Origin of the sequence: Micromonospora echinaurantiaca (assembly GCF_900090235.1) — a bacterium.
In the GTDB taxonomy this organism is placed as follows: Bacteria; Actinomycetota; Actinomycetes; order Mycobacteriales; family Micromonosporaceae; genus Micromonospora; species Micromonospora echinaurantiaca.
On sequence record NZ_LT607750.1, the window covers coordinates 2008161 to 2028114 of the forward strand.

Here is a 19954-nt window from a genome sequence, read left to right on the forward strand (position 1 = left end):
ATGAGTGAGGTCCGCGGTGTCAGAGACGGTCGTGAGTACCCGGCAGCCAGCCCAGAGCAGTTCGATCGGGAGCATCCGCAGCCAGCAGAACTCGCAGTTCGGGCTGGAGAACGTGGCGAACCTCGTCACCCCGTACGCGGTGCGGGTCGCCGCGACGTTGCGCCTGGCCGACCACATCACCGACGGTGCGACCGACGTGCCGACGCTGGCGCAGCGTTGCGGCGCGAATCCGAAGGCGCTGCGCCGCCTGCTCGTGCACCTGGCGAGCTACGACGTGTTCACCGAGCGGGCCGACGGCGGCTACGACGTCGGGCCGGTGGGTCAGCAGCTGCGCAGCGACCACCCGATGAGCATGCGGGTGCTGCTCGACCTGGACTCCTTCAGCGGCAAGGCCGATCTGTCCCTGTCCGGCCTGCTGGAGTCGGTCCGCACCGGGGAGCCGGTCTACCCGGCGCAGCACGGCAAGCCGTACTGGGAGGACCTGGTCTCCTCGCCGGCGATGGGGGACAGCTTCGAGACCGCGCTGGACACCATCGTCAACTTCTCCTCCCGGTCCCTGCTGCGCGGCTACGACTGGTCGACGGTGAAGCGGATCGTGGATGTCGGCGGCGGCAGCGGCGCCCCGCTGATCCGGCTGCTGAAGAAGTACGAGCACCTCCAGGCGACGCTGGTCGACTTCCCGCAGATGATCGAGCGGGCCCGGCGCAACTTCGAGGCGGCCGGGGTGGCCGACCGCGCCTCGGTGACCCCGGGCAGCTACTTCGACCCGCTGCCGCCGGGCGCCGACGCGTACCTGCTCTCCGAGGTCGTCGACCAGGAGTCCGAGGAGAACGCGGTGCGGATCCTTCGCCGCTGCGCCGAGGCCGCCGGCGACACCGGCAAGGTGATGCTGCTCCAGACGCCGGTGACGAAGTCCAACCGGGCCGTGATGACCGCCCTCGACCTGCGGATGCTCACCAGCGTCGGCGGGCAGGAGCTCAGCGTGGAGCAGTACCGCGAGCTGTTCGCCAAGGCCGGGCTGAAGCTCGACACCACCTACCCGGCCAGCAACATCACCACCTTCTCGGTGATGCTCTTCGTCTGCTCCGCCGCCTGAGCCGATGGTCGCTCTGGCGACCGCCACCGGCGCCCGGCTGGTCGCGGCGCTCGCCGCCGGGGAGGTCGGCAGCGCCGAGCTGCTGGAGGCGTGCCTGGCGCGGGTGGCGGCGTACAACGACGGGTTGAACGCGGTGGTCGCGACGGACCTGGACCGGGCCCGCGCCGAGGCCCGGGCCGCGGACGACGCCCGCGCCCGGGGCCGGCCGCTCGGCCCGCTGCACGGGCTGCCGATGACGGTCAAGGACGTCTTCGAGACCGCCGGCCTGCGCACCACGGCGGGCGCGGCGGAGCTGGGCGAGCACGTGCCAGCGCGGGACGCCGACGCGGTGGCCCGGCTGCGGGCCGCCGGCGCGATCGTCTACGGCAAGACCAACGTGCCGCGCTACGCCGGCGACTTCCAGACCTGGAACGAGCGGTACGGCCTGACCGTGAACCCGTGGCGGCCGGACCGCACCGCCGGCGGCTCGTCCGGCGGCTCGGCGGTGGCGGTGGCCGCCGGGATGAGCCCGATCGAGCTGGGCAGCGACATCGCCGGCTCGATCCGGGCGCCGGCGCACTACTGCGGGGTCTTCGGTCACCTGCCGAGCTGGGGCGCGGTGCCCGGCCGGGGGCACCTGCCGCCGCCACCCGGCGCGCTGGCCACCCCCGAGCTGGGCACCGCCGGCCCGCTCGGCCGCGGCGCCGACGACCTGGAGCTCGCCCTGGACGCGCTGGTCGGCGCCGACCTGGCCGGCGTGCCCGGCGGCCGGCTGCCGGCCAACCGACTGCCCGAGCTGCGCGGGTGCCGGGTGGGGCTCTGGCTGGACAGCCCGCTGGCCCGCACCGACCGGGAGCTGCTGGGCATCCTGCGCCGGCTGGCCGACCGGCTCGCCGACGCCGGCGCCGTGCTGGTCGAGCGGCTGCGCCCGCCGCGGCCGTTCTACGAGATGCACGAGGTGTACGTACGGCTGCTCATCGGCGTGCTGTCGGCGCACTTCACCCCGGACGAGTACGGGCAGTTGCTCGCCGTCGGCGCGGACGACCCGCTGGCCCAGGCGCTCACCCAGTCCTACCGGGACTGGGCCGCCACCCAGGAGCGGCGGGCCCGGATCGAGGCGGCCTGGCCGGCGGTGTTCGACCGGGTCGACGTGGTGCTCACCCCGGTGACCCCGTTGCCGGCGTTCCCGCACGACCTGGACCGCCCCGCCCCGGAGCGGATGCTGGAGATCGACGGTCGGTCGGTGCCGTACTTCGTGCACATGGTCTGGACCAACCTGGCCAGCCTGGCCCGGCTGCCGGCCACCGTGGTGCCGGTCGGGCACACCGCCGCCGGCCTGCCGGTCGGGGCGCAGATCATCGGGGCGCGTTGGGACGACCGTTCCACCATCGGCTTCGCCCGCCTGGTGGAACGGCTCACCGGTGGCTTCGTCGCCCCGCCGTTGCCCGCCGGTTCCGCCGCTCCGCCACCGGCGCGGGGGCCGCACCCGGAGCGGGCCGGGACGTCACTCGACCTCGGCCGCGAGGCGCTTCGGCGCGGTTAGCCGGTACGCCTCGCGGACCAGCTCGCTGACCTCGGCCCAGTCCAGCCCGGGCGCCTCCAGGTCGACCCCCACCCAGCCCCGCGCGCCCAGGTAGCTCGGCACGTGGAACCGGACCGGGTCGGCGCCGACCAGTGCCTGCTGCGCGCCCGGCGCCGCCTTGACGTGCAGCACCACCCGGCCGTCGCCGTGGTGGTCGTCGAGGAACCACAGGAAGGTCTTCTTCCGCACCCGGTAGCCGACGTGCGGGCCCTCGCCGTCGGCTGTCACCTCGGGCAGGGCGGTGGCGATCCCGCGCACCCGTTCGCGCAGCCGGTCGCCGGTCACGACGCGGCCCGTTCCGCGGGGCGGAGCTGGCCCAGCAGCGCCGGCAGCGACCGCCCCGGGTCGGCCAGCACCGCCCGGGCGGTGGCCGCGAAGTCGGCCAGGAAGCGCTCGACCCACTCCGGCGCGAACTGGTTACGGGCGTACGAGAGCCGGGCCTCGATCCGGTCGCCGCGCGGGATGACGGTGAGGTTCAGCCCGAACCGGCTCAGCGCCTGGGGCGGCCGGAAGGTGCCGACCTCCAGCCCGGAGGGGAGGGTGGCCGCCTCCCACGCCTCGGGGCTGCGGTCGGGCAGCATCTGGAACACCACGTCGTTGAGCCGGCCGGGCGAGTGCACCAGCGAGGGCAGTGAGAGCATCTGCGCCGGCACCGCCTGGTGGACCACCGCGTCCAGCACCGTGCGGCGGGTCTCGGCGAGCAGGTCGCGGAACGACCCGGCGGGCGCGACGGTGGTGCGCAGGGCCAGCATGGTGGCCAGGAAGCCGACGGTGTGCTGCAACTCCCGGCGGGTGCGGTTGGCGAAGAACGAAGCGACGGTGAGGTCGCCCTGCCCGGTCCGCGAGTGCAGCAGCAGGTAGTACAGGGCCAGGAAGACCGAGAAGAGCGTGGTGCGCTCGGCCCGGGCCAGCTCGCGCAACCCGTCGCCGACGGGGCCGGGCAGTTCGGCGACGGCCAGCGCCGGCTCCGGCCGGGCCAGGTCGACGACGTCGGCGCGGCCGGGCAGCACCGGCAGCCGAATCCCAGCCAGCCGCGCCTGCCACCACTCCTGCTGGCGGCGCAGCTCACCGCCGTCGGCCGCGGCCCGCTCCCAGCGGCAGAAGTCGAGGTACTGCCAGTCGACCGGACGCAGCGCGGGGTCCGTCCCGGGCGCCGCGCCGAGCAGCCGCACCACGTCGTCCACCACCACTCCGCAGGACCACGCGTCGGAGATCAGGTGGTGCATGTTCACGCACCAGACGGCGTCGCGGTCGCCGAGGCGCCACAGCGTGAACCGGACCGGCGTGGTGTCGACCGGGATCGGCGCGGTCAGCTCGGCGCGCAGTTGCCGGGTCAGCTCGGCCTCCGCGCCGGCCGGCAGCGCCACGGTGCGTACCGGGGCGGGCAGCCGGTCGTGCACCCGCTGCACCAGCTCCCGGCCCCGCCGCACGAGGGTGGTGCGCAGCGACCCGTGCCGGGCGGTGAGCAGCTCCGCCGCCGCCCGGACCCGTCCGGTGTCCAGGTCGCCCCGGATCCGGAACAGGGCCGGGCAGCTCACCGACGAGGATTCGGAGCGGTAGTGCTCGAGGAACCAGACCAGCCGCTGCCCGATCGACGCGGGCGCCTCGTCGGTCACCGTCATGGCGTGCCCGCGCCCTCGGGGAGGGCCCGGGGCGCGGAGAACGCCGCCACCCCGGCGAGCAGCACGACCCCGGCGGCGAGCAGCATGGCGTTGGTGTAGCCCGCCGCGGCGGTGGCGAACGAGGCGGCGAAGGTGGCCAGCACCGCCACGCCCAGCGCGCCGCCGAACTGGTTGGCGGTGTTGACCAGGCCGGAGGCCAGGCCCGAGCGCTCCTCGGCGACGCCGGCGGTCGCCGTGCTGGTGGCCGGCACGAAGATGGCGCCGATGCCGATGCCCATCAGGATCGTCGGCACCAGGACGTGGACCGGGTAGCTGCCGCCGTCGGGGGCGAGCGACAACCAGACCTGCCCGGCCGCGGCGATCGCGGCGCCGGCCAGCATCGGCGGCCGGGGGCCAACCTTGGGCAGCAGCATGCTGCCGGCGAACGAGCCCATCACGATGCTGAACGACAGCGGCAGAAAGGCGAGCCCGGCCTGCAACGGGCTGAACCCGTAGACGTCCTGGAGGAAGAGCCCGAGCAGGTAGTACATCGGCAGGCTGGCGGCGTTGGCCAGGAACGCCACCGCGTTGCCGGAGGACACGGTGCGCAGCCGGAAGATGTCCAACGGCACGATCGGGGTGCGTACCCGCCGCTCGATCGCGACGAAGGCGACCAGCAGCGCGACGCCGGCCAGCAGCGGCACCAGGGTACGCGGCGAGCCCCAGCCGTAGCTGCTGGTGGACGCGGCGCCGAGCACGACGAGCAGCAGACCGGCGGTGACCGCCGCCGCGCCGGCCAGGTCGAACCCGGGTCGCTGCGCCGGCCGGCGGGTCTCCCGCAGGCCGACCAGCGTGCCGGCGAGCAGGAGCAGTCCGACCGGCACGTTGATCCAGAGCACCCAGCGCCAGTCGAGCAGGTCGGTGAGCAGCCCGCCGATCAGCGAGCCGAGCGCCGCGCCGACCACCCCCGCGGTGATCCAGGCGCCGATCGCGCCGGCCCGCTGCTTCGGGTCGGTGAAGTAGGTGGTGAGGATGGCCAGCGTGGTGGGCGCGATGATGGCCGCGCCGACGCCCTGCCCGGCGCGGGCCGCCACCAGCCAGGCGCCGTTCATCGCCAGCCCGCCGAGCAGCGACGCCACGATGAACACCACCAGCCCGACGACCAGCATCCGGCGGATGCCGAACATGTCGGCGGCTCGGCCGCCGAGCAGCAGCAGGCCGCCGAACGCGAGCAGGTAGGCGTTGACCACCCACTGCAGGCCGAGGTCGCTGAGGCCGAGGTCGTTGCGGATGGTGAACAGCGCGACGTTGACGATCGAGGCGTCGAGCAGTTCCGTGAAGGAGGCGCCACAGGCGATGAGGAGCACGAGCCAGGCGCCACGGGCCCGCAGCGGCGGGGTGGGCGGGGCGGAAACCGTGCTGGTCGATTCGTCAGTCGTCACCGGGCTCCTCCGAGGACAGTGCGGACAATCGCCATCCGTGTCGGATGGCTCACGGTAGGTTACTCGACGTCCCCTCCGGACGGCTGACCCGCGCGCGCAGCCGCGCCGCGGTCTTCTCCGAGATCACCCGGAAGGTGCCGGTGGCGGTGGCGAGCACCTCGGCGTCGGCCCGGAACACCGCCGTCGCGCGCACGTCCGTCCCGGCGACCTGGCCGATCTCGGCCCGGGCCAGGTACGGCACGTCGACCCGCAGCGGCCGGTGGAAGTCGGTGGAGCTGGCCAGCGTGATCGCGATCCGGCCGGTGGTGGTGACCACCGCCCAGGCCATCGCCTCGGCCAGCACGGCCATCGCCAGTCCGGAGTGGACGTACGTCGGGGCGCCGCAGTGCAGCTCGTCGAAGCGCACGGTGGCCTCGACGTGGCCGTCGGCGTCGTCGTACCAGAGCGGGACCGCCAGGCCGCGCGGGTTGCCGGGCGCGCAGACGAAACACCGGGATCCCGGCGCCTCCCGCAGCCGTCGCAGCGTCATCCCCGGGCCCCGGCCCCGAGCTCGCGCAGCAGCCGTTTGTCGACCTTCCCGACGCTGGTGCGCGGCAGTTCGTCCACCACCTCCAGCCGGTCCGGCAGCTTGTAGCCGGCCAGCCCGCGCCCGGTGAGGAAGGCGCGCAGCTCGTCCAGCCCGACCGGTTCGCCGCGCGGCACCAGGTAGACGCAGATCTTCTCGCCGAGGGTGGCGTCCGGCACGGCCACCGCCGCGCACGCGCGCACCGCCGGGTGGGCGCCGACGTGGTCCTCCAGTTCGGTGGCGCCGATCTTCTCGCCGCCGCGGTTGATCACGTCCTTGATCCGGCCGCGGACGGCGAGGTTCCCGTCTCCGGTGATCCGGACCAGGTCGCCGGTGCGCAGGAAGCCGTCGGGCGTGAACGCCTCGGCGTTGTACGCCGGCGCCCGGTAGTAGCCGCGCAGCGTGCACGGGCCCCGGACGAGCAGCTCGCCGACCTCCCCGGGCGGCAGGGCCACGCCGTCGGCGTCGACCACCCGGTACTCGTCCGCGGCGGCCAGCGGCCGGCCCTGGGTGTGCGCCACCACGTCCGGCGGGTCGGTGAGCCGGGTGTAGCTGAGCACCCCCTCGGCCATCCCGAACCAGTGGGTGAGCCGGCAACCCGCCGCCATCACCCGGTACGCCACCTCGGGTTGCAGGTTGGCGCCGCCGACCTGCAGCAGCACCGGCCGCAGGTCCACCTCGAGCAGCGGGGCCAGGTCCACCCAGACCGGCAGCAGCGGCGGCATCAGCGTGGTGAAGGTGACGCCCTCGGCGGTGATCAGCCCGAACGCGTCGTCCGGGCTCGGCGTCGGGCTGAGCACCACGGTGCCGCCGACGGCCAGGGTGCCGAGCACCCCGGGGCAGCCGAGCGCCGCGTTGTGCGCCGCCGGCAGCGCCGCCAGGTAGACCGAGCGCTCGTCCACGCCCAGCGCCTCGGCGCAGGCCCGCAGCTGGAAGGCGTAGTCGTCGTGGGTGCGGGGGATCAGCTTGGGCAGTCCGGTGGTGCCCCCGGAGAGCAGGAAGAAGGCGATGTCGTCGGGCGCCGGCCCGGGCAGCGCCAGCGGCTCGGCGTCCACCTCGGACAGTGCCTGGAACTCGCCGGGCTCGCCGACGATCAGCACGTGCGCCAGGGCCGGGTTGGCGGCGCGCAGTTCGGCGGCCAGCGGTCGGTAGTCGAAGCCGGCGAACCGGTCCGGTGCCACGTAGGCGCGGGCGCCGGTCAGCTCGGCCAGGTGGCCGAGCTCGGCCATCCGGTGCGGCGCCAGCGCGTACACCGGCAGCGCGCCGAGCCGGAACAGAGCAAGGGAGAGTTGCACCAGCTCGGCGACGTTGGGCAGCTGCACCAGCACCCGGTCGCCGCGGCGGATGCCGAGCGCCGCCAGGCCGGCGGCGGTGCGGTCGGCCCGCCGGTCCAGCTCCGCGTAGCTCCACCGCCGGTCGCCGTGCACCAACGCGGTGCGGTCCGGGTCGGGCACGGTCCGCCCGATGGCGCCGAGTGTCTCGCCCCGCCAGTAGCCCTCGGCCCGGTAGCGCCGGGCGAACTCCGCGGGCCAGGGCACGAAACCGTCCAGTGCGTCCACGCCCCGCACTATCGGCGGCGACCGTCGGGGCCGGCAAGGGTGGTCATTGCGCGGCGGTCGGACGCGGCCGCGGGCGGCAACGGCGCTCGTTGCGCCGCTCGCCGGTGCGTCCGTAGGGTCCGACTCGCCCGCGTCCCGAGTCATTGGAGGTACGCCATGACCCGACCGCTGTCGGCGAGGACCCCGGCCGGTGCCCGGATGGTTGAACTGGCCGAGGAGCACGCGGCGGACTTCGCCACCCGGGCCGCACGCTATGACGCGGAGAACACCTTCGTCCGGGAGAACTTCGCCGCGATGCGGGCCAGCGGTTTCCTCGCCGCCACCGCGCCGGCCGAGGCCGGCGGGCTCGGCGTCGACTCGCTGCACGACCTGACGGTGGCGGTGTCCCGGCTGGCCCGCGGCTGCCCGGCCACCGCCATCGCCGCGAACATGCACCTCGGCTTCACCTTCGACATCAGCCGCACCCTGCGCCGGTCCGCGGACGACGCGCCGTTCACCGCCCAGCTGCGCATCCTGGTCAAGCTGCTGGGCCGGGGCCGGCTGGTGATGTCGCACGCCGGTACCGAGCCGGGTGGCGCGTTCTCCTTCCCGACCACCGAGGCCCGGCCGGCCGAGGGCGGTTACCTGATCAGCGGCCACAAGACCTTCGCCACCAACTCGGCGGTCGCCGACGCGTTCACGGTCTTCGTCCGGGTGCCCGACGGCGCCGGCTGGTACCGGATGGGCAGCGCGGTGATCCGGCGCGGCACGCCTGGCCTGACCGTGCTGGACAACTGGGACGCGGTCGGGATGCGCGGCTCGGGCAGCAACGACGTGGTGCTCACCGACTGCTTCGTGCCGGCCGACATGGTGCAGTTGGGCGGTCGGGTGGGTGAGCCGACCACGGCGATGTGGCCGGGGCTGGTCGCGGTGAACTTCCCGCTGGTCGGGGCGTACCTGGGCATCGCCGAGGCGGCGCACGAGCTGACCGTGACGGCCGCCCGGACCCGCAAGCGCAAGCCGTACGACCACCTGCTGGCCGAGCGCCCGGCGGTGCAGGTGCAGCTCGCCGAGATGGAGGTGGCGCTGGCCACCGCCCGGGCCACCCTGGGCCGCACCTGCGAGGCGATGGACGAGTTCCTGACGCTGCCCGAGGACGAGCTGACGATGGACGCGGTGCACCGGGCGGTGATGGATTACCAGTGCACCAAGCTCATCGTCAACCGGGCCGCCACGGAGGTGGTCGACCAGGCGATGACGGTGGTCGGCGGCGGGTCGTACCTCACCGGGCACCCGCTCGGCCGGCTCTACCGGGACGTGCGGGCCGGCGGGTTCATGCAGCCCTACTCGCCGATCGAGGCCCGGGAGTTCATCGGCCGGGTGTCGCTGGGTCTGGATCCGTTCGCCGAGCTGCGGACGCTGGTGCCGCCGGCGCCGGCGCCGGACGCCGCCCCGGCCGCTGCAGGAACCACAGCGGAATCCCGATGACCCGCACGGTGCGCACCACCTGCCAACCGAGCGCCTGGTAGAACCGCACGTTGGCTTCGGTGTCGGTCTCGCACCAGCCGTCGTGCCCGTCGGCGTCCAGCACGGCGGTCAGCTCGCGTACCAACCGCGCGCCGACGCCCCGGCCCTGGAACCCGGGCTCCACCGCCACCGGCCCGAGGTGCCAGTGCGGCTCCGGCAGGTCGTTGACCGCGTACGTCGCCTGCACGTAGTCGGCGCGGCCCGGGTCACCGGGCGGCGGCTCCGGCCCGCCCGCCACCTGGGCGGCGCGCGGGCCGTAGGTGCTGCCGACGCAGGCGCCCGGCGGGGTGGCCCCGGCGACGCCGACCAGGCAGCCGCGGTGGAAGGCGCCGACCGCCGGGCCCGGCGGCCGGTGGAAGAAGGCGGTCCAGATCGGTTGCATGTGCGCCAGCCGGTCGAACGGGTCGGCGCCGCACATCGCCAGCGTGGTGGGGTTGTCCCGCATCGCCCGGGCGACCAGCCCGCCGGCCAGCCGGCGCTCGTCGGGGCGCAGGCCACGGACCTCCAACCGGGGCGGGTCGCCGTGGTCAGCCATGTCGCGGAACGTAGCAGCGCCGCGTCGGGCCGTGCCAATGTGTGGCAATGACGTCTGTCGACAGTGGCCCGGTCCCGTTCACCGTCCTGGTCGGCAACCCGCGGCCCCGGTCGCGCACCCGGGGCGTGGTGCTGACGGCGGCGGAGCTGCTGCGCGAGCGGCTGGCCGAGACCGGGGTCGGGTTGGCCGCACCGACCCTGGTCGACCTCGCCGAGCTGCCGGCCGGGCTGATCGTGGCCGAGGACCGGTGCACCGCGGTGCGCGAGGCGTACGCGGCGGTGACCGGCGCGGCGCTGCTGCTGGTCGCCTCGCCCACCTACAAGGGCAGCTACACCGGGCTGCTGAAGCTCTTCCTTGACCTGCTGCCCCGGCACGGCCTGGCCGGCACGGTGGCGGTGCCGATGATGACCGCCGCCGACCGCGGCCACCGGCACGCGGTGGAGAGCTACCTGCGCCCGCTGCTGGTCGCGCTCGGGGCGGCGGTGCCCACCGCGGGGCTGTCCGTGCTGGAGTCGGAGTTCGGCGCCGTCGAGCGGGTGCTGTCGGCCTGGTCGGCCGGGGCGACGCCGGCGCTCGGCGGGTTGCTGGACCGGCGCTCGCGCCCGCTGCTCAGCCGCGCCTGACCGGCCGCGTCAGGGGTGTTGGCCCTCGTCGATCCAGCGGCGGAACAGTGCCACGTCCTCGTCCGGCCACGGCGCGTCGCACGGCATCGAACCGTCCGCGAGGCGCTCGTGGATGGCCTCGGCCCACGCGCAGACGTCGGCGTGGTCGGACAGGTCGAAGGCGTGCGGCATCTCGAGGTCCAGCTCGCGGAAGAGCGGCAGCACGTCCCTGGCGAAACTCACCGGCTCCGGCACGCCTGGCAGTGTCGCCGCGGACCGCACCGCCGTTCAACTGCGGAGTCGCGTCACTCGCCCGGGCCGCGGGCGGTTCTGCGCGCCTTGTCGCCCCGGCTGGGCCGCGCCTATGTTCCACCACGACCCAGGTCGCCGCCGACCGGTCGCGCCGGGAGGAGAAGCGATGTCTGCACCCCTGATCTGCGGGCTCAAGATGACCCACGACGGCGGCTTCGCAATCGTGGAGGGCGACCGCCTGCTGCTCTCGGTCGAGGCGGAGAAGCTGGAGAACCGGGAACGGCACGCCACCTTCAACCGCTCCGCCGACATCGCCGCGCGGCTGCGCGACGCCGGGGTCTCCCCGGCCGACCTGACCAGTGTGGTCATCGACGGCTGGGCCCGGGGCCGGGAGAACGAGAGCTGGGTCGAGGTGATCGACGACGCCGGCACCGCCCGGCCGGTCGAGGTGGCCGGCTACGACGACGCGCCGGCGGACTCACCCCGGCTGCTCGCCGGCCGGGTCGGCACCAGCCCGCTCTTCGGCCCGACGCCGACGCCGTTCCGCAGCTTCAGCCACGCCACCGACCACGCCTTCGCCAGCTACTGCACCAGCGACTTCGCCGCCCGGGACGAGCCGGCGCTGATGCTGGTCTGGGACGGCGGGATGGCGCCGAACCTCTACCACTACGACCCCCGGCGGCGGACGGTGCGCGCGTACGGCCCGGTGGCGGAGGTCTCCGGCGGCATCTACCCGATCTTCGCGTCGCACTTCGGCCCGTTCCGGGTCGACCACTCGCGGCGGCTCGCGTCCAACCCCGGCCCGGGCATGGAGGCGCTGCTCCCGGTCTCCGGCAAGGCGATGGCGTACGCCTCGCTCGACCCGCCGTCGGAGGAGGCCGTCAAGCTGATGGAGGGCGTCACGGCGGCGATGCTGCCGATCGACCGGGCCATCAAGTCGTACGGGTGGAGCCGCCGGGTGCAGCAGGAGGCCGCCGCACTGGGGCTCTCCGACGCCGCGCTGCTCGCCTCCTTCCAGGAACACCTGTTCCGGGTGCTCGTCGACGGGCTCAAGCAGAAGCTCGCCGAGCTGCCCGAGCTGGACGGCCTGCCGATCTGCCTCTCCGGCGGCTGCGCCCTGAACATCAAGTGGAACGCCGGGCTGCGGGCCAGCGGCCTCTTCGCCGACGTCTGGGTGCCGCCGTTCCCCAACGACGCGGGCTCGGCGATCGGCGCGGCCTGCGTGGAGATGATCCGCAGCACCGGGCGGTCCGCGCTGCGCTGGTCCGTCTTCGCCGGCCCGCCAGTGACGCCGACCCGGCGGACGCCGGCCGGCTGGTCCAGCCGCCCCTGCGAGATCGAGGAGCTGGCCAAGCTTCTGGAGGGGCAGGGCGAGCCGGTGGTCGTGGTGCACGGGCCGGCCGAGCTGGGCCCCCGGGCGCTCGGGCACCGCAGCATCATCGCCCCGGCCACCAGTGCGGCCATGAAGGACCGGCTCAACGCCATGAAGGGGCGGGAGTGGTACCGGCCGGTGGCCCCGATCTGCCTCCAGGACCGGGCGCCGGAGGTGTTCAGCCCCGGCACCCGGGATCCGTACATGCTCTTCGACCACTCCGTCCGTCCGGAGTGGAAGGACCGGATCCCGGCGGTGGTGCACCTCGACGGCAGCGCTCGGCTGCAGACCGTGGACGCCGACAACCCGACGATGCACCGGCTGCTGACCGCGTACGAGCGGCTCACCGGCGTCCCGGTGCTCTGCAACACCAGCGCCAACTTCAAGGGCTCGGGCTTCTTCCCGGACGCGGCCTCTGCGATGCGCTGGGGCCAGGCCCGCTACGTCTGGTCCGAGGGCGTGCTGCACTGGACCGACGCGGCGCCCGCCGCCGGCTGACCCGCCGGCCGTTCTCCGCCGCCCTCCCGCCCCCCGGAGGGCGGCGGCGCGCGTCCAGATCGCCCCCGGGCTCAGCGGTGGGCGGGGTGGCTCGGGGCGCGCGGTCAGCGGCGGCCGGCGGTGCTGGTCGAGCGGCGGCGCGGCTGGCGCGGGCGGGTGCCGACCGCCTCGGCCGCGCGCAACGCCCGGATCCGCCCGGGGTCGTAACCGAGCCACTCGGCGAGCACCTCGTCGGTGTGCTGGTCGAACAGGGGAGCGGGCCGGGCCGGCGGCAACGGATCGCCGGACAGCCGCACCGGCGGCGTGAGGTACGCCCGCCGCCCGGCGACCGGGTGGTCGATCTCCTCCACCAGCCCGGCGGCGCGCAGCGTGCCGTCGGCGTACCGCCGGCGCAGATCGGCCACCGCCTCGGCGACGACCCCCTCGGCGCGCAACCGGGCCAGCACCTCGGCGGTGGTCGACCCGGCGGCCCAGCCGGCCACCGTCTCCGGCGTCACGGTCGAGCCGGGCCGCCGGTCGACGTACGCGACGTGCCCGTCCCGGGTGGCGACGACGCCCGAGCCGGGGACGCCCGGCTCGGCGTCGCCGAGCCGCGCCGGGTTCCGGCCCTCCCGGGAGGCGAGCATTAGCCCCTCGCCGAGCTGCAACCAGAGCGTCTCCTGCTGGGACAGGTCGAGCCAGTCACCCCGCCCGTGCCGGGCCCGGCCGGCCAGCGCGGCCAGCACGGCGAGCACGCCGTGCACCCCGGCCACCGCGTCCGGGTAGTAGACCGGGCTGACCGCTGCCGGTTCGGCCGGCGATCCGTACCGGGCGGCGAAGCCGCCCATCCCCTCGGTGAGCATCCCGTAGCCGGCCATCGACCGGTACGGCCCGGTCGCCCCCAGCGCCGGCATGGTGACCACCACCAGGCCGCGCTCGACCTGCCGGCGTACGTCGTCGGCCACGCCGCGCTTGACCAGCACGTCGTGGGTCATGTTCACCACCAGCACGTCGGCGACCGCGAGCAGCTCCCGGAAGACGTCGGCGCCGGCCGGGGTGGCCAGGTCCACCGAGATTCCGCGCTTGCCCCGGTTCAGGCTGTTGAACTGGGCGGAGGCGTCCCAGGTGCACTCCTGCGGGTCCACCCCGTCGGGCACCGGCACGCCGAGCTCGCGCCACCGGTGCCGGGTCCGCCAGCCGTCCGGACGGTTGCCCACCTCGACCCGCACCACGTCCGCGCCGAGCGTGCCGAGGAACCGGCCGGTGAGCGGCCCGGCCCAGGCCAGCGTCAGCTCCAGCACGCGCAGCCCGGCCAGCTCCGGCGGCCGGGGTGCCGCCGCCGGGCGGGGGTGGTCGGGGCGGAACCAGGCGGCGTCCCCGCCCGGTTCGGCGAGCCGGACCGGCACCCCCTCCGGCAGTCGCGGGCTGCGCCACGGGCGGGCCGCCACCCGGCCGCCGGTCGCCCCGGTCAGTGGGGCGAGGAAGCCCCGACCGGCCAGGTGCGGGTCGGTCAGCGCGTCCCGGGCGGTGAGCACCATCGCCGCCGCCCAGCCGGCGTCCAGCGCGGCCCGGAAGATCTCCGCCCGGGTGCGCGCCGCGTACCAGGGGCGCAGCTCGGCGGCGAGCAGGTGCCGGTTGCGCCACCGGTGCGCCCAGACGAACCGCTCGTCGTACGGCAGGTCGGGTCGGCCGTAGACGGCGCACTGCCGCAGCCAGTCCTCCGCCCGTACGGTGCCCGGGATCACCTGCCCGTCCGCGCAGGCGAACACCCCGGACGGGAAGGTACGGACCAGGTGCCCGGCGTTGCGGCGGGCCTCGTCGGGGTCGTCCGGACGGCCGGAGCTGGCGGTGTAGAGCAGCCCGGCGCCCTGCGCCTCGTACGCGGTCAGCAGTGCCCCCAGCCAGCTGACCCGTGCCCCGGCCGCCCGGCGGGCCAGCCCGGCCAGCGCGGCCGTCGCCGCGTACGCCCCGGCCAGGTACTGCGACTGCCAGCCGGGGAACCGGTGCGGCACCCCGTCGTCGTCCACGCTCACCGCCAGCAGCCCGGACGCCGCCTGCACCAGCAACTCCTCGTCGGTGGCCAGCCCGGAGGTCACCGTGACCACCAGCGGCCCGTCCACCGGCGGCCCGTCCACCGGCGGCCCGTCCACCGGCGGCCCGTCCACCGGCGGCCCGTCCACCGGCGGCCCGTCCACCGGCGGCCCGTCCACCGGCGGCCCGTCCACCGGCGGCCCGTCCACCGGCGGCAGCGTCCCGTCGTCCAGCACCACGTCCGCCCAGCCCAGCGCCGCCGGCAGCACGTCCCGGCCGACCAGCCGCTTGCCGGCGTTCAGGTGCACGAAGACCGGGCTCGGCGAGTGCTGCGGCCCACCGTCGACCGGCAGGTCGCGCGCCGGGTCGCCGCCGGGCGGCTCCGCCTTCACCACCGTGGCGCCGAGCATGGCCAGCAGCCGGCCGGCGTACGGGCCGGCGACCCCGGTGGCCAGCTCCAGCACCCGCAGCCCGTGCAGCGGGCCGGTCACCGCTCGCCGCCCGGGAAGAAGTGATGGTGGTCCGAGCCGGTGATCTCGTAGATCGCGGTGCCGCGGCGGCCGTCGTCGGTGACCACCGCGAGGTGGTGCTGCCCGCCGCCGCGCCGGCCGTAGCGGGCGTTCCACTCCCCGCTGCCGGTCACCCCGATCCGCCGGCCGTCGGCCAGGTCGAAATCCACCCGGCCGGCGAGGCCGTGCACCGCCGCGCCGGCCCGCCCGTACCCGACCGGCCGGCCGTCGGCCCCGGTCCAGTGCAGCCGGTGCCGGAAGCCGGTGACCGGCACCGGCTCCCGGTCGCCGGCCGGGGCCCAGCAGCCCGCGCAGTAGGCCCGGCCACCGTCCGGCCGCTCCCAGCACCAGACGCCGAGCATCCCGTCGCCGAGCTGCACGGCCAGCCACATCCACAGCGGCACCCGGGCGTGGTCCCGCACCCCCCAGGAGTGGTCGCGCTGCCCCCACCACCGCCGCACCGGCCGGTGCTCGCCGTCGACCGAGTACCAGCCGTCGAACCAGCCGGACTGGAACAGGTGCCGCTGGTCCCACACCAGCCGGTCGCCGACCGACATCGACCCGCGGGGCAGCAGGTACGGCCGGGTGCGCGCGGTCCACGTCAGGTCGAAGCCGACCGGCGCCTCGCCCTCGGCCACCGCCAGCCGGATCCGCCGGTACGGCGCGAGCACGTCCACCCGGGCCGGACCGACGGCGGTGGTGCGCGGGTCGCCCCCGTACCGGCGGGTGAACCGGGCGAACCGCAACCGCCCGTCGATCCGGCTCAGCTGCAGGCAGTCGAACCCGTCCCGGGTCGGCTGGCTGGTCAGGTTGAGGATCAGCACGTCGCCGGGGTGGTCCGGCCGGTGCGCCACGAAGTAGCAGCTCTCCTGCCAGTACGCGGGCGGGTCGGCGGGCGGCGGCCCGAACGCCTCGTCGGGCAGCGCCTGCTCACCGGTGCTGGTCGAGGACATCGAACGCCTCCAGATCCGTCACGTGGGCCGCGTGCCGCTCGGCCAGCGACACGAACATGGCGTCGCTGGCCGGGTCCGCGGCGACGAGCATCGCGCCGACCACCGTCATGTGGAGCCCGGCGAGCGCGCCCAGCCGCCACGCGCGGCGGCACTCCGCCTCGGCCCAGCGGACCCCGGCGGCGGCCAGCGACCGCCGGTAGAGCCGCAGCAGCTCCTCCTCGCGGTCCCGCCGGACGTCCTCCGGCAGCGCGCCGCCGACCAGGTACGCCGCGTCGCTCGGGCCGGGACCGACCGCCACGGTCTGCCAGTCCACGACGGTCAGCGGCGCGCTGCCCGGCCCGTCGCCGAAGAGCAGGTTGTCCAGCCGGAAGTCACCGTGCAGCAGGGTGTACGGCGGCTGCTGCGCGGCGGCCCAGCGGCGGACCCGGGTGCCGAATCCGGTCACCACCGCCCGGGCCCGGGGCGACAGCCGCGCGCCGAACCGGGCCAGGAACCCCTCGGCCGTCACCCGGTACGCCGCTGCCCGGCGCCGGCCGGTCGCCGGGCCGGGCACCGGCAGCCACTCCTGGCCGCAGAGCCCGGCGCCGCCCCAGAACCGCGCCTGCAGCCGGGCCAGCTCACCCAGCGCCAGCGCGACGTCGTCGGCGGTGGCGCCGCGTACCTGGTCGCGGGGGCGGGCCGGGGCGGCGTCGTCGAGCAGCAGCACGAACTCGCCGGTCCCCGGCGCCGCCTCGGCCAGGTGGCAGCGCGGCACCCGGATCGGCACGGCCGGCGCGAGCCGACGGTAGAAGAGCAGTTCCCGGCGGTACGCGTCGCTGTCGGTGCCGGTGCGCCGGGTGCGCTCGTCGGCGGCGGCGAACTTGCCGATCAGCGTTGCTGGCCCGGCCCCGGCCGGTGACCAGCGCAGCCGCAGCCGGACGCAGCGGCTCAACTTCCCACCGCCGACCGGCGCGGACTCCACGGCGGTCACCCGCGCGCCGGCCGCCGCCGTCGCGCGCAGGGCACCGGTCAGCCAGGTCGGGGTCACCTGCTCCGGGGCGGGGATCACGCCGGCACCGCGGCGGCGGTGAGCACCAGCCCGTCGCCGATCCGGAACCGGCCGGTGATCCCGCGCAGGCAGTCGGGGGCCGGCACCAGCAGCTCCACGGTGAAGGTGCCGGCCGGGTCGAGCCGGACCAGGGCGTCGCGGAAGCCGAGCCAGCGCCCGGTGACCGGGTGCCAGACCTTGTAGACGCTCTCCTTGGCCGAGAAGAGGACCGTGTCGAGGGCCGCGCCCGGCGGCTGCCCGCGCAACCAGCGCCGCTCCGCCGGCAGCAGGACCCGCTCGGCGACCCGGGGCGGCAGCGGCCGGTGCGGCTCGGCGTCGACGCCCACGGCGAGCAGGTCGGCGCGGCGGGCCACGGCCGCGCCCCGGTAGCCGCGGCAGTGGGTGATGCTGCCGACGAAGCCGGCCGGCCAGCGGGGCGCGCGGTCGGCACCGCGCGGGATGGCCACCGGCGGCACGCCGAACCGGGCCAGCGCCCGCCGCGCGCAGGCCCGCCCGGTGAGGAACTCGCCGCGCCGGCCCGCGCCGGCCCGGGCCACCGCCTCGGCCTCCTCGGCCAGGGGCACGGCGGTCGGGTCGTCGTCGGGCCGCTCGGCGACCCGCACGGCGGCCGGCAGCAGCTCGCCCAGCACGTCAGCTCCCGAGCAGCGCCCGGGCCAGGTCGGCCCGGTGCCGGGTCGACGGCGCGTCGAAGGCGCGAATCCAGAGCGCCCGCCGGTACCACCGGTGCACCGGGTGCTCCCAGGTCATCCCGATCCCGCCGAGCACCTGGATGGCGTGCTCGCAGCCGCGTACCGCCGCGTCGCGGGCGGCGACCACGGCGGCGGCGACCGCCTCGTCGACGGTCCCGTCCGGCCGCCCGTCGGCCCGCCCGGCCAGCCAGGCGGCCCGGTAGACCAGCGAATGCGCCAGCTCGACGGCCACGTAGCTGTCCGCGACGCGGAAGCTGACCCCCTGGAACGCCCCGATCGGCCGGCCGAACTGGGTACGGGTCCGGGCGTGCGCGACGGCCAGGTCGTACGCCCGGCGGGCCACCCCCAGCGCCTCGGCCGCCAGCAGCGTGTACGCCCGCCGGCGCAGCCGGCGCAGCGCCACCGGGGTGCCGGCGACGTCGGCGACCGGCTCGGCCGGAGTGTCCGCGCAGCGCAGGTCCGCCGGGCGGCGCAGCCCGTCCAGCCCGGCGCGGTCGACCACGGTCACCCCGACCGCGTCCCGACGGACCCGGAACAGCGCCACGCCCTCGGCGGTGCCGGCGGTGAGCAGCACCTCGGTGACCGCTGCCAGGTCGGGCACGAGCCGCTTCACCCCCGACACCCGCCAGCCGTCCGGGCCGGTGACCGCCCGTACCGCGCTGGTGCGGTGCGCGACGGCCAGCGTCGCGCAGTCGTCGTCGTGGCAGGCGACGGTGGCCGGCGCGGTGCCGGGCAGCGCCGCGCTCAGCGTGCTCCACCAGGGCACCGGGTGCAGCGCGTAGCCGGACTCGTCGGCCAGCACCGCCTGCTCCACCAGGCCGAGGTCGGGGTCCCGCCAGCCCAGGTCGATCAGCGGCGCCCAGCCGTCGGGGTCGTGCCCGGGGCCGTCGGCGAGCGCGGCCACCCGGTCCGGCGGGTAGCGCTCGGCGAGGTAGCCGCGGGTCACCTCCCGCAGGTGCCGCTGCTGCTCGGTGAAGCCGAACTCCATCCCGCCCCCTCGTCAGCGCCAGCGCGGCAGCCCGGCGACCCGCTCGGCGATGAGCCCGCGCAGGATCTCCGAGGTGCCGCCCTCGATGGTGTTGCCCCGGCTGCGCAGCAGCTGCCCCTGCCAGTAGCCGGCCCAGTACGCGTCCGCGCCGTCCAGCGCCGCGCGCTCGCCGAGCAGCCGGACCGCCAGGTCGCAGACCCGCTGGTGGACGTGCGACCAGTGCAGCTTCAGCACCGCGCTCTCCGGACCCGGCTCACCGGTGCGCTGCAACCCGGTCAGCGCCCGGTAGCCGGTCCAGCGCAGGGCCTGCACCTCGACGTGCAGTTGGGCCACCTCGTCGCGGACCAGCGGGTCGTCGGCGTGGCCGGTGGCCCGCACGGTGGCCAGCAACCGGTCGAACTGGACGCTGAGCCGGGCGTTCAGGGTGATGCCGAAGGTGCCGCGTTCGTGGGCGAGCGTGGTCATCGCCACCGCCCACCCCGCGTCGACCTCGCCGACCACGCAGTCGTCGCCGACCCGCACCCCGGCCAGCAGGATCTGGCCGAACTCCGCGGCGCCGTTGATCTGCCGCAGCGGCCGTACCGTCACCCCGGTGGCCCGCATGTCGAGCAGGAAGCAGGTGAGGCCCCGGTGCCGCGGCCCGTCCGGCCCGGTGCGGGCCAGCAGCAGGCAGTGGTCGGCCAGTGGGGCGTACGAGGACCAGAGTTTCTCCCCGTCGACCACGAACCCGCCCGGCACCCGGCGCGCGGCGGTGCGCACGGCGGCCAGGTCGGAGCCCGCCTCCGGCTCGGAGAAGCCCTGACAGAACACGTCGTCGCCGGCGAGGATCGCGGCCAGGTGGCGCTCCTGCTGCGCCGGGGTGCCGTACCGGATCAGGGTCGGGCCCACCATGTTCAGGCCGATCACGTTGAGCTGTTCGGGGGCGCCGGCCAGGGCGCACTCCTCGGCGAAGATGCCCTGGTGCACGGGGGAGAGGCCGCGACCGCCGTAGGCCACCGGCCAGGTGAGGCCGGCGTAGCCGGCGGCGTGCACCTGCTTGGTCCAGTCCCGCAGCGCGGCCGGGTCGCCGGGCGCACCGTCGGGCGCCGGCTCGGGTAGCCGTTCGCGCAGCCAGGCCCGCAGCCCGGCGCGGAACGCGGCCTGCTCGGTGCTGTCGTTCAGGTCCACG

Annotated in this window: 18 protein-coding genes; 5 read left to right on the top strand and 13 right to left on the bottom strand. The window is 75.8% G+C overall.

Translation table 11 applies throughout. From position 1 onward, the window contains the following. Nucleotides 1–31: 31 nt before the first annotated feature. Nucleotides 32–1096: a methyltransferase gene (locus tag GA0070609_RS09130; protein ID WP_088993412.1), complete on the top strand. Its 1065-nt coding sequence runs from the start codon at nucleotides 32–34 to the stop codon at nucleotides 1094–1096. Between the two features lie 4 nt (nucleotides 1097–1100). After that, entirely contained in the window at nucleotides 1101–2618 is a 1518-nt protein-coding gene (locus GA0070609_RS09135; RefSeq protein ID WP_088993413.1) for an amidase, read from the top strand. Here the strand turns inward: GA0070609_RS09135 and GA0070609_RS09140 are convergent. The 5 genes from GA0070609_RS09140 to GA0070609_RS09160 are packed head-to-tail and all read right to left on the bottom strand — an operon-like array spanning nucleotide 2580 to nucleotide 7824. After that, the gene (locus tag GA0070609_RS09140; RefSeq protein ID WP_197700241.1) at nucleotides 2580–2942 is read right to left on the bottom strand and encodes an MmcQ/YjbR family DNA-binding protein; all 363 of its coding nucleotides are present in this window, start codon (nucleotides 2940–2942) and stop codon (nucleotides 2580–2582) included. The two genes, GA0070609_RS09135 and GA0070609_RS09140, sit on opposite strands and share 39 nt — an antisense overlap. Then, nucleotides 2939–4279, bottom strand: coding sequence for a condensation domain-containing protein (locus GA0070609_RS09145; RefSeq protein WP_088993414.1), 1341 nt, complete (start codon nucleotides 4277–4279; stop codon nucleotides 2939–2941). The genes GA0070609_RS09140 and GA0070609_RS09145 overlap by 4 nt, the downstream gene beginning before the upstream one ends. Continuing rightward, entirely contained in the window at nucleotides 4276–5700 is a 1425-nt protein-coding gene (locus GA0070609_RS09150) for an MFS transporter (RefSeq protein ID WP_088993415.1), read from the bottom strand. Before GA0070609_RS09150 ends, GA0070609_RS09145 begins: the two co-directional genes overlap by 4 nt. A gap of 49 nt (nucleotides 5701–5749) precedes the next feature. Further along, the gene (locus GA0070609_RS09155; RefSeq protein WP_088993416.1) at nucleotides 5750–6229 is read right to left on the bottom strand and encodes a PaaI family thioesterase; all 480 of its coding nucleotides are present in this window, start codon (nucleotides 6227–6229) and stop codon (nucleotides 5750–5752) included. Further along, entirely contained in the window at nucleotides 6226–7824 is a 1599-nt protein-coding gene (locus tag GA0070609_RS09160) for a (2,3-dihydroxybenzoyl)adenylate synthase (RefSeq protein ID WP_231928596.1), read from the bottom strand. The genes GA0070609_RS09155 and GA0070609_RS09160 overlap by 4 nt, the downstream gene beginning before the upstream one ends. Before the next feature lie 156 nt (nucleotides 7825–7980). On the opposite strand from GA0070609_RS09160, the gene GA0070609_RS09165 reads away from it, so the two are divergent. Beyond that, on the top strand, nucleotides 7981–9291 hold the full coding sequence (locus GA0070609_RS09165) for an acyl-CoA dehydrogenase family protein (RefSeq protein WP_088993418.1): 1311 nt from the start codon (nucleotides 7981–7983) through the stop codon (nucleotides 9289–9291). Here the strand turns inward: GA0070609_RS09165 and GA0070609_RS09170 are convergent. Next, nucleotides 9173–9865 (bottom strand): GNAT family N-acetyltransferase, encoded by a 693-nt coding sequence (locus tag GA0070609_RS09170; protein WP_088993419.1) that lies wholly within the window; start codon nucleotides 9863–9865, stop codon nucleotides 9173–9175. The two genes, GA0070609_RS09165 and GA0070609_RS09170, sit on opposite strands and share 119 nt — an antisense overlap. Before the next feature lie 47 nt (nucleotides 9866–9912). On the opposite strand from GA0070609_RS09170, the gene GA0070609_RS09175 reads away from it, so the two are divergent. After that, entirely contained in the window at nucleotides 9913–10488 is a 576-nt protein-coding gene (locus GA0070609_RS09175; RefSeq protein WP_088993420.1) for an NAD(P)H-dependent oxidoreductase, read from the top strand. A 9-nt stretch (nucleotides 10489–10497) separates the two neighbouring features. Here the strand turns inward: GA0070609_RS09175 and GA0070609_RS09180 are convergent, their stop codons facing one another. Beyond that, nucleotides 10498–10722, bottom strand: coding sequence for an HAD family hydrolase (locus GA0070609_RS09180; protein WP_088993421.1), 225 nt, complete (start codon nucleotides 10720–10722; stop codon nucleotides 10498–10500). 163 nt (nucleotides 10723–10885) lie between these two features. On the opposite strand from GA0070609_RS09180, the gene GA0070609_RS09185 reads away from it, so the two are divergent. Next, on the top strand, nucleotides 10886–12589 hold the full coding sequence (locus tag GA0070609_RS09185) for a carbamoyltransferase N-terminal domain-containing protein (protein WP_088993422.1): 1704 nt from the start codon (nucleotides 10886–10888) through the stop codon (nucleotides 12587–12589). A gap of 104 nt (nucleotides 12590–12693) precedes the next feature. Here the strand turns inward: GA0070609_RS09185 and GA0070609_RS09190 are convergent, their stop codons facing one another. The 6 genes from GA0070609_RS09190 to GA0070609_RS09215 are packed head-to-tail and all read right to left on the bottom strand — an operon-like array spanning nucleotide 12694 to nucleotide 19953. Then, a complete protein-coding gene (locus tag GA0070609_RS09190) occupies nucleotides 12694–15090 on the bottom strand; it encodes a CaiB/BaiF CoA-transferase family protein (RefSeq protein WP_088993423.1) in 2397 nt (798 codons plus the stop codon). Further along, nucleotides 15087–16061, bottom strand: coding sequence for a hypothetical protein (locus tag GA0070609_RS09195; RefSeq protein WP_088993424.1), 975 nt, complete (start codon nucleotides 16059–16061; stop codon nucleotides 15087–15089). Before GA0070609_RS09195 ends, GA0070609_RS09190 begins: the two co-directional genes overlap by 4 nt. Beyond that, on the bottom strand, nucleotides 16039–17109 hold the full coding sequence (locus GA0070609_RS09200; RefSeq protein WP_157748095.1) for a phosphotransferase: 1071 nt from the start codon (nucleotides 17107–17109) through the stop codon (nucleotides 16039–16041). The genes GA0070609_RS09195 and GA0070609_RS09200 overlap by 23 nt, the downstream gene beginning before the upstream one ends. Then, nucleotides 17106–17735: a 4'-phosphopantetheinyl transferase family protein gene (locus GA0070609_RS09205; RefSeq protein WP_088997600.1), complete on the bottom strand. Its 630-nt coding sequence runs from the start codon at nucleotides 17733–17735 to the stop codon at nucleotides 17106–17108. The genes GA0070609_RS09200 and GA0070609_RS09205 overlap by 4 nt, the downstream gene beginning before the upstream one ends. A gap of 4 nt (nucleotides 17736–17739) precedes the next feature. After that, nucleotides 17740–18786, bottom strand: a complete 1047-nt coding sequence (locus GA0070609_RS09210; protein ID WP_088993426.1) for an acyl-CoA dehydrogenase family protein — start codon at nucleotides 18784–18786, stop codon at nucleotides 17740–17742. Between the two features lie 12 nt (nucleotides 18787–18798). After that, the gene (locus GA0070609_RS09215; protein ID WP_088997601.1) at nucleotides 18799–19953 is read right to left on the bottom strand and encodes an acyl-CoA dehydrogenase family protein; all 1155 of its coding nucleotides are present in this window, start codon (nucleotides 19951–19953) and stop codon (nucleotides 18799–18801) included. Between the last annotated feature and the right edge of the window lies 1 nt (nucleotide 19954).

What these genes read in the sequence shown, in the direction of transcription:
- GA0070609_RS09135 (WP_088993413.1), top strand. Translation starts at nt 1,101, where the DNA reads ATGGTCGCTCTGGCGACCGCCACCGGCGCCCGGCTGGTCGCGGCGCTC.
- GA0070609_RS09145 (WP_088993414.1), bottom strand. Translation starts at nt 4,279, where the DNA reads ATGACGGTGACCGACGAGGCGCCCGCGTCGATCGGGCAGCGGCTGGTC.
- GA0070609_RS09155 (WP_088993416.1), bottom strand. Translation starts at nt 6,229, where the DNA reads ATGACGCTGCGACGGCTGCGGGAGGCGCCGGGATCCCGGTGTTTCGTC.
- GA0070609_RS09165 (WP_088993418.1), top strand. Translation starts at nt 7,981, where the DNA reads ATGACCCGACCGCTGTCGGCGAGGACCCCGGCCGGTGCCCGGATGGTT.
- GA0070609_RS09170 (WP_088993419.1), bottom strand. Translation starts at nt 9,865, where the DNA reads ATGGCTGACCACGGCGACCCGCCCCGGTTGGAGGTCCGTGGCCTGCGC.
- GA0070609_RS09175 (WP_088993420.1), top strand. Translation starts at nt 9,913, where the DNA reads ATGACGTCTGTCGACAGTGGCCCGGTCCCGTTCACCGTCCTGGTCGGC.
- GA0070609_RS09185 (WP_088993422.1), top strand. Translation starts at nt 10,886, where the DNA reads ATGTCTGCACCCCTGATCTGCGGGCTCAAGATGACCCACGACGGCGGC.
- GA0070609_RS09195 (WP_088993424.1), bottom strand. Translation starts at nt 16,061, where the DNA reads ATGTCCTCGACCAGCACCGGTGAGCAGGCGCTGCCCGACGAGGCGTTC.
- GA0070609_RS09210 (WP_088993426.1), bottom strand. Translation starts at nt 18,786, where the DNA reads ATGGAGTTCGGCTTCACCGAGCAGCAGCGGCACCTGCGGGAGGTGACC.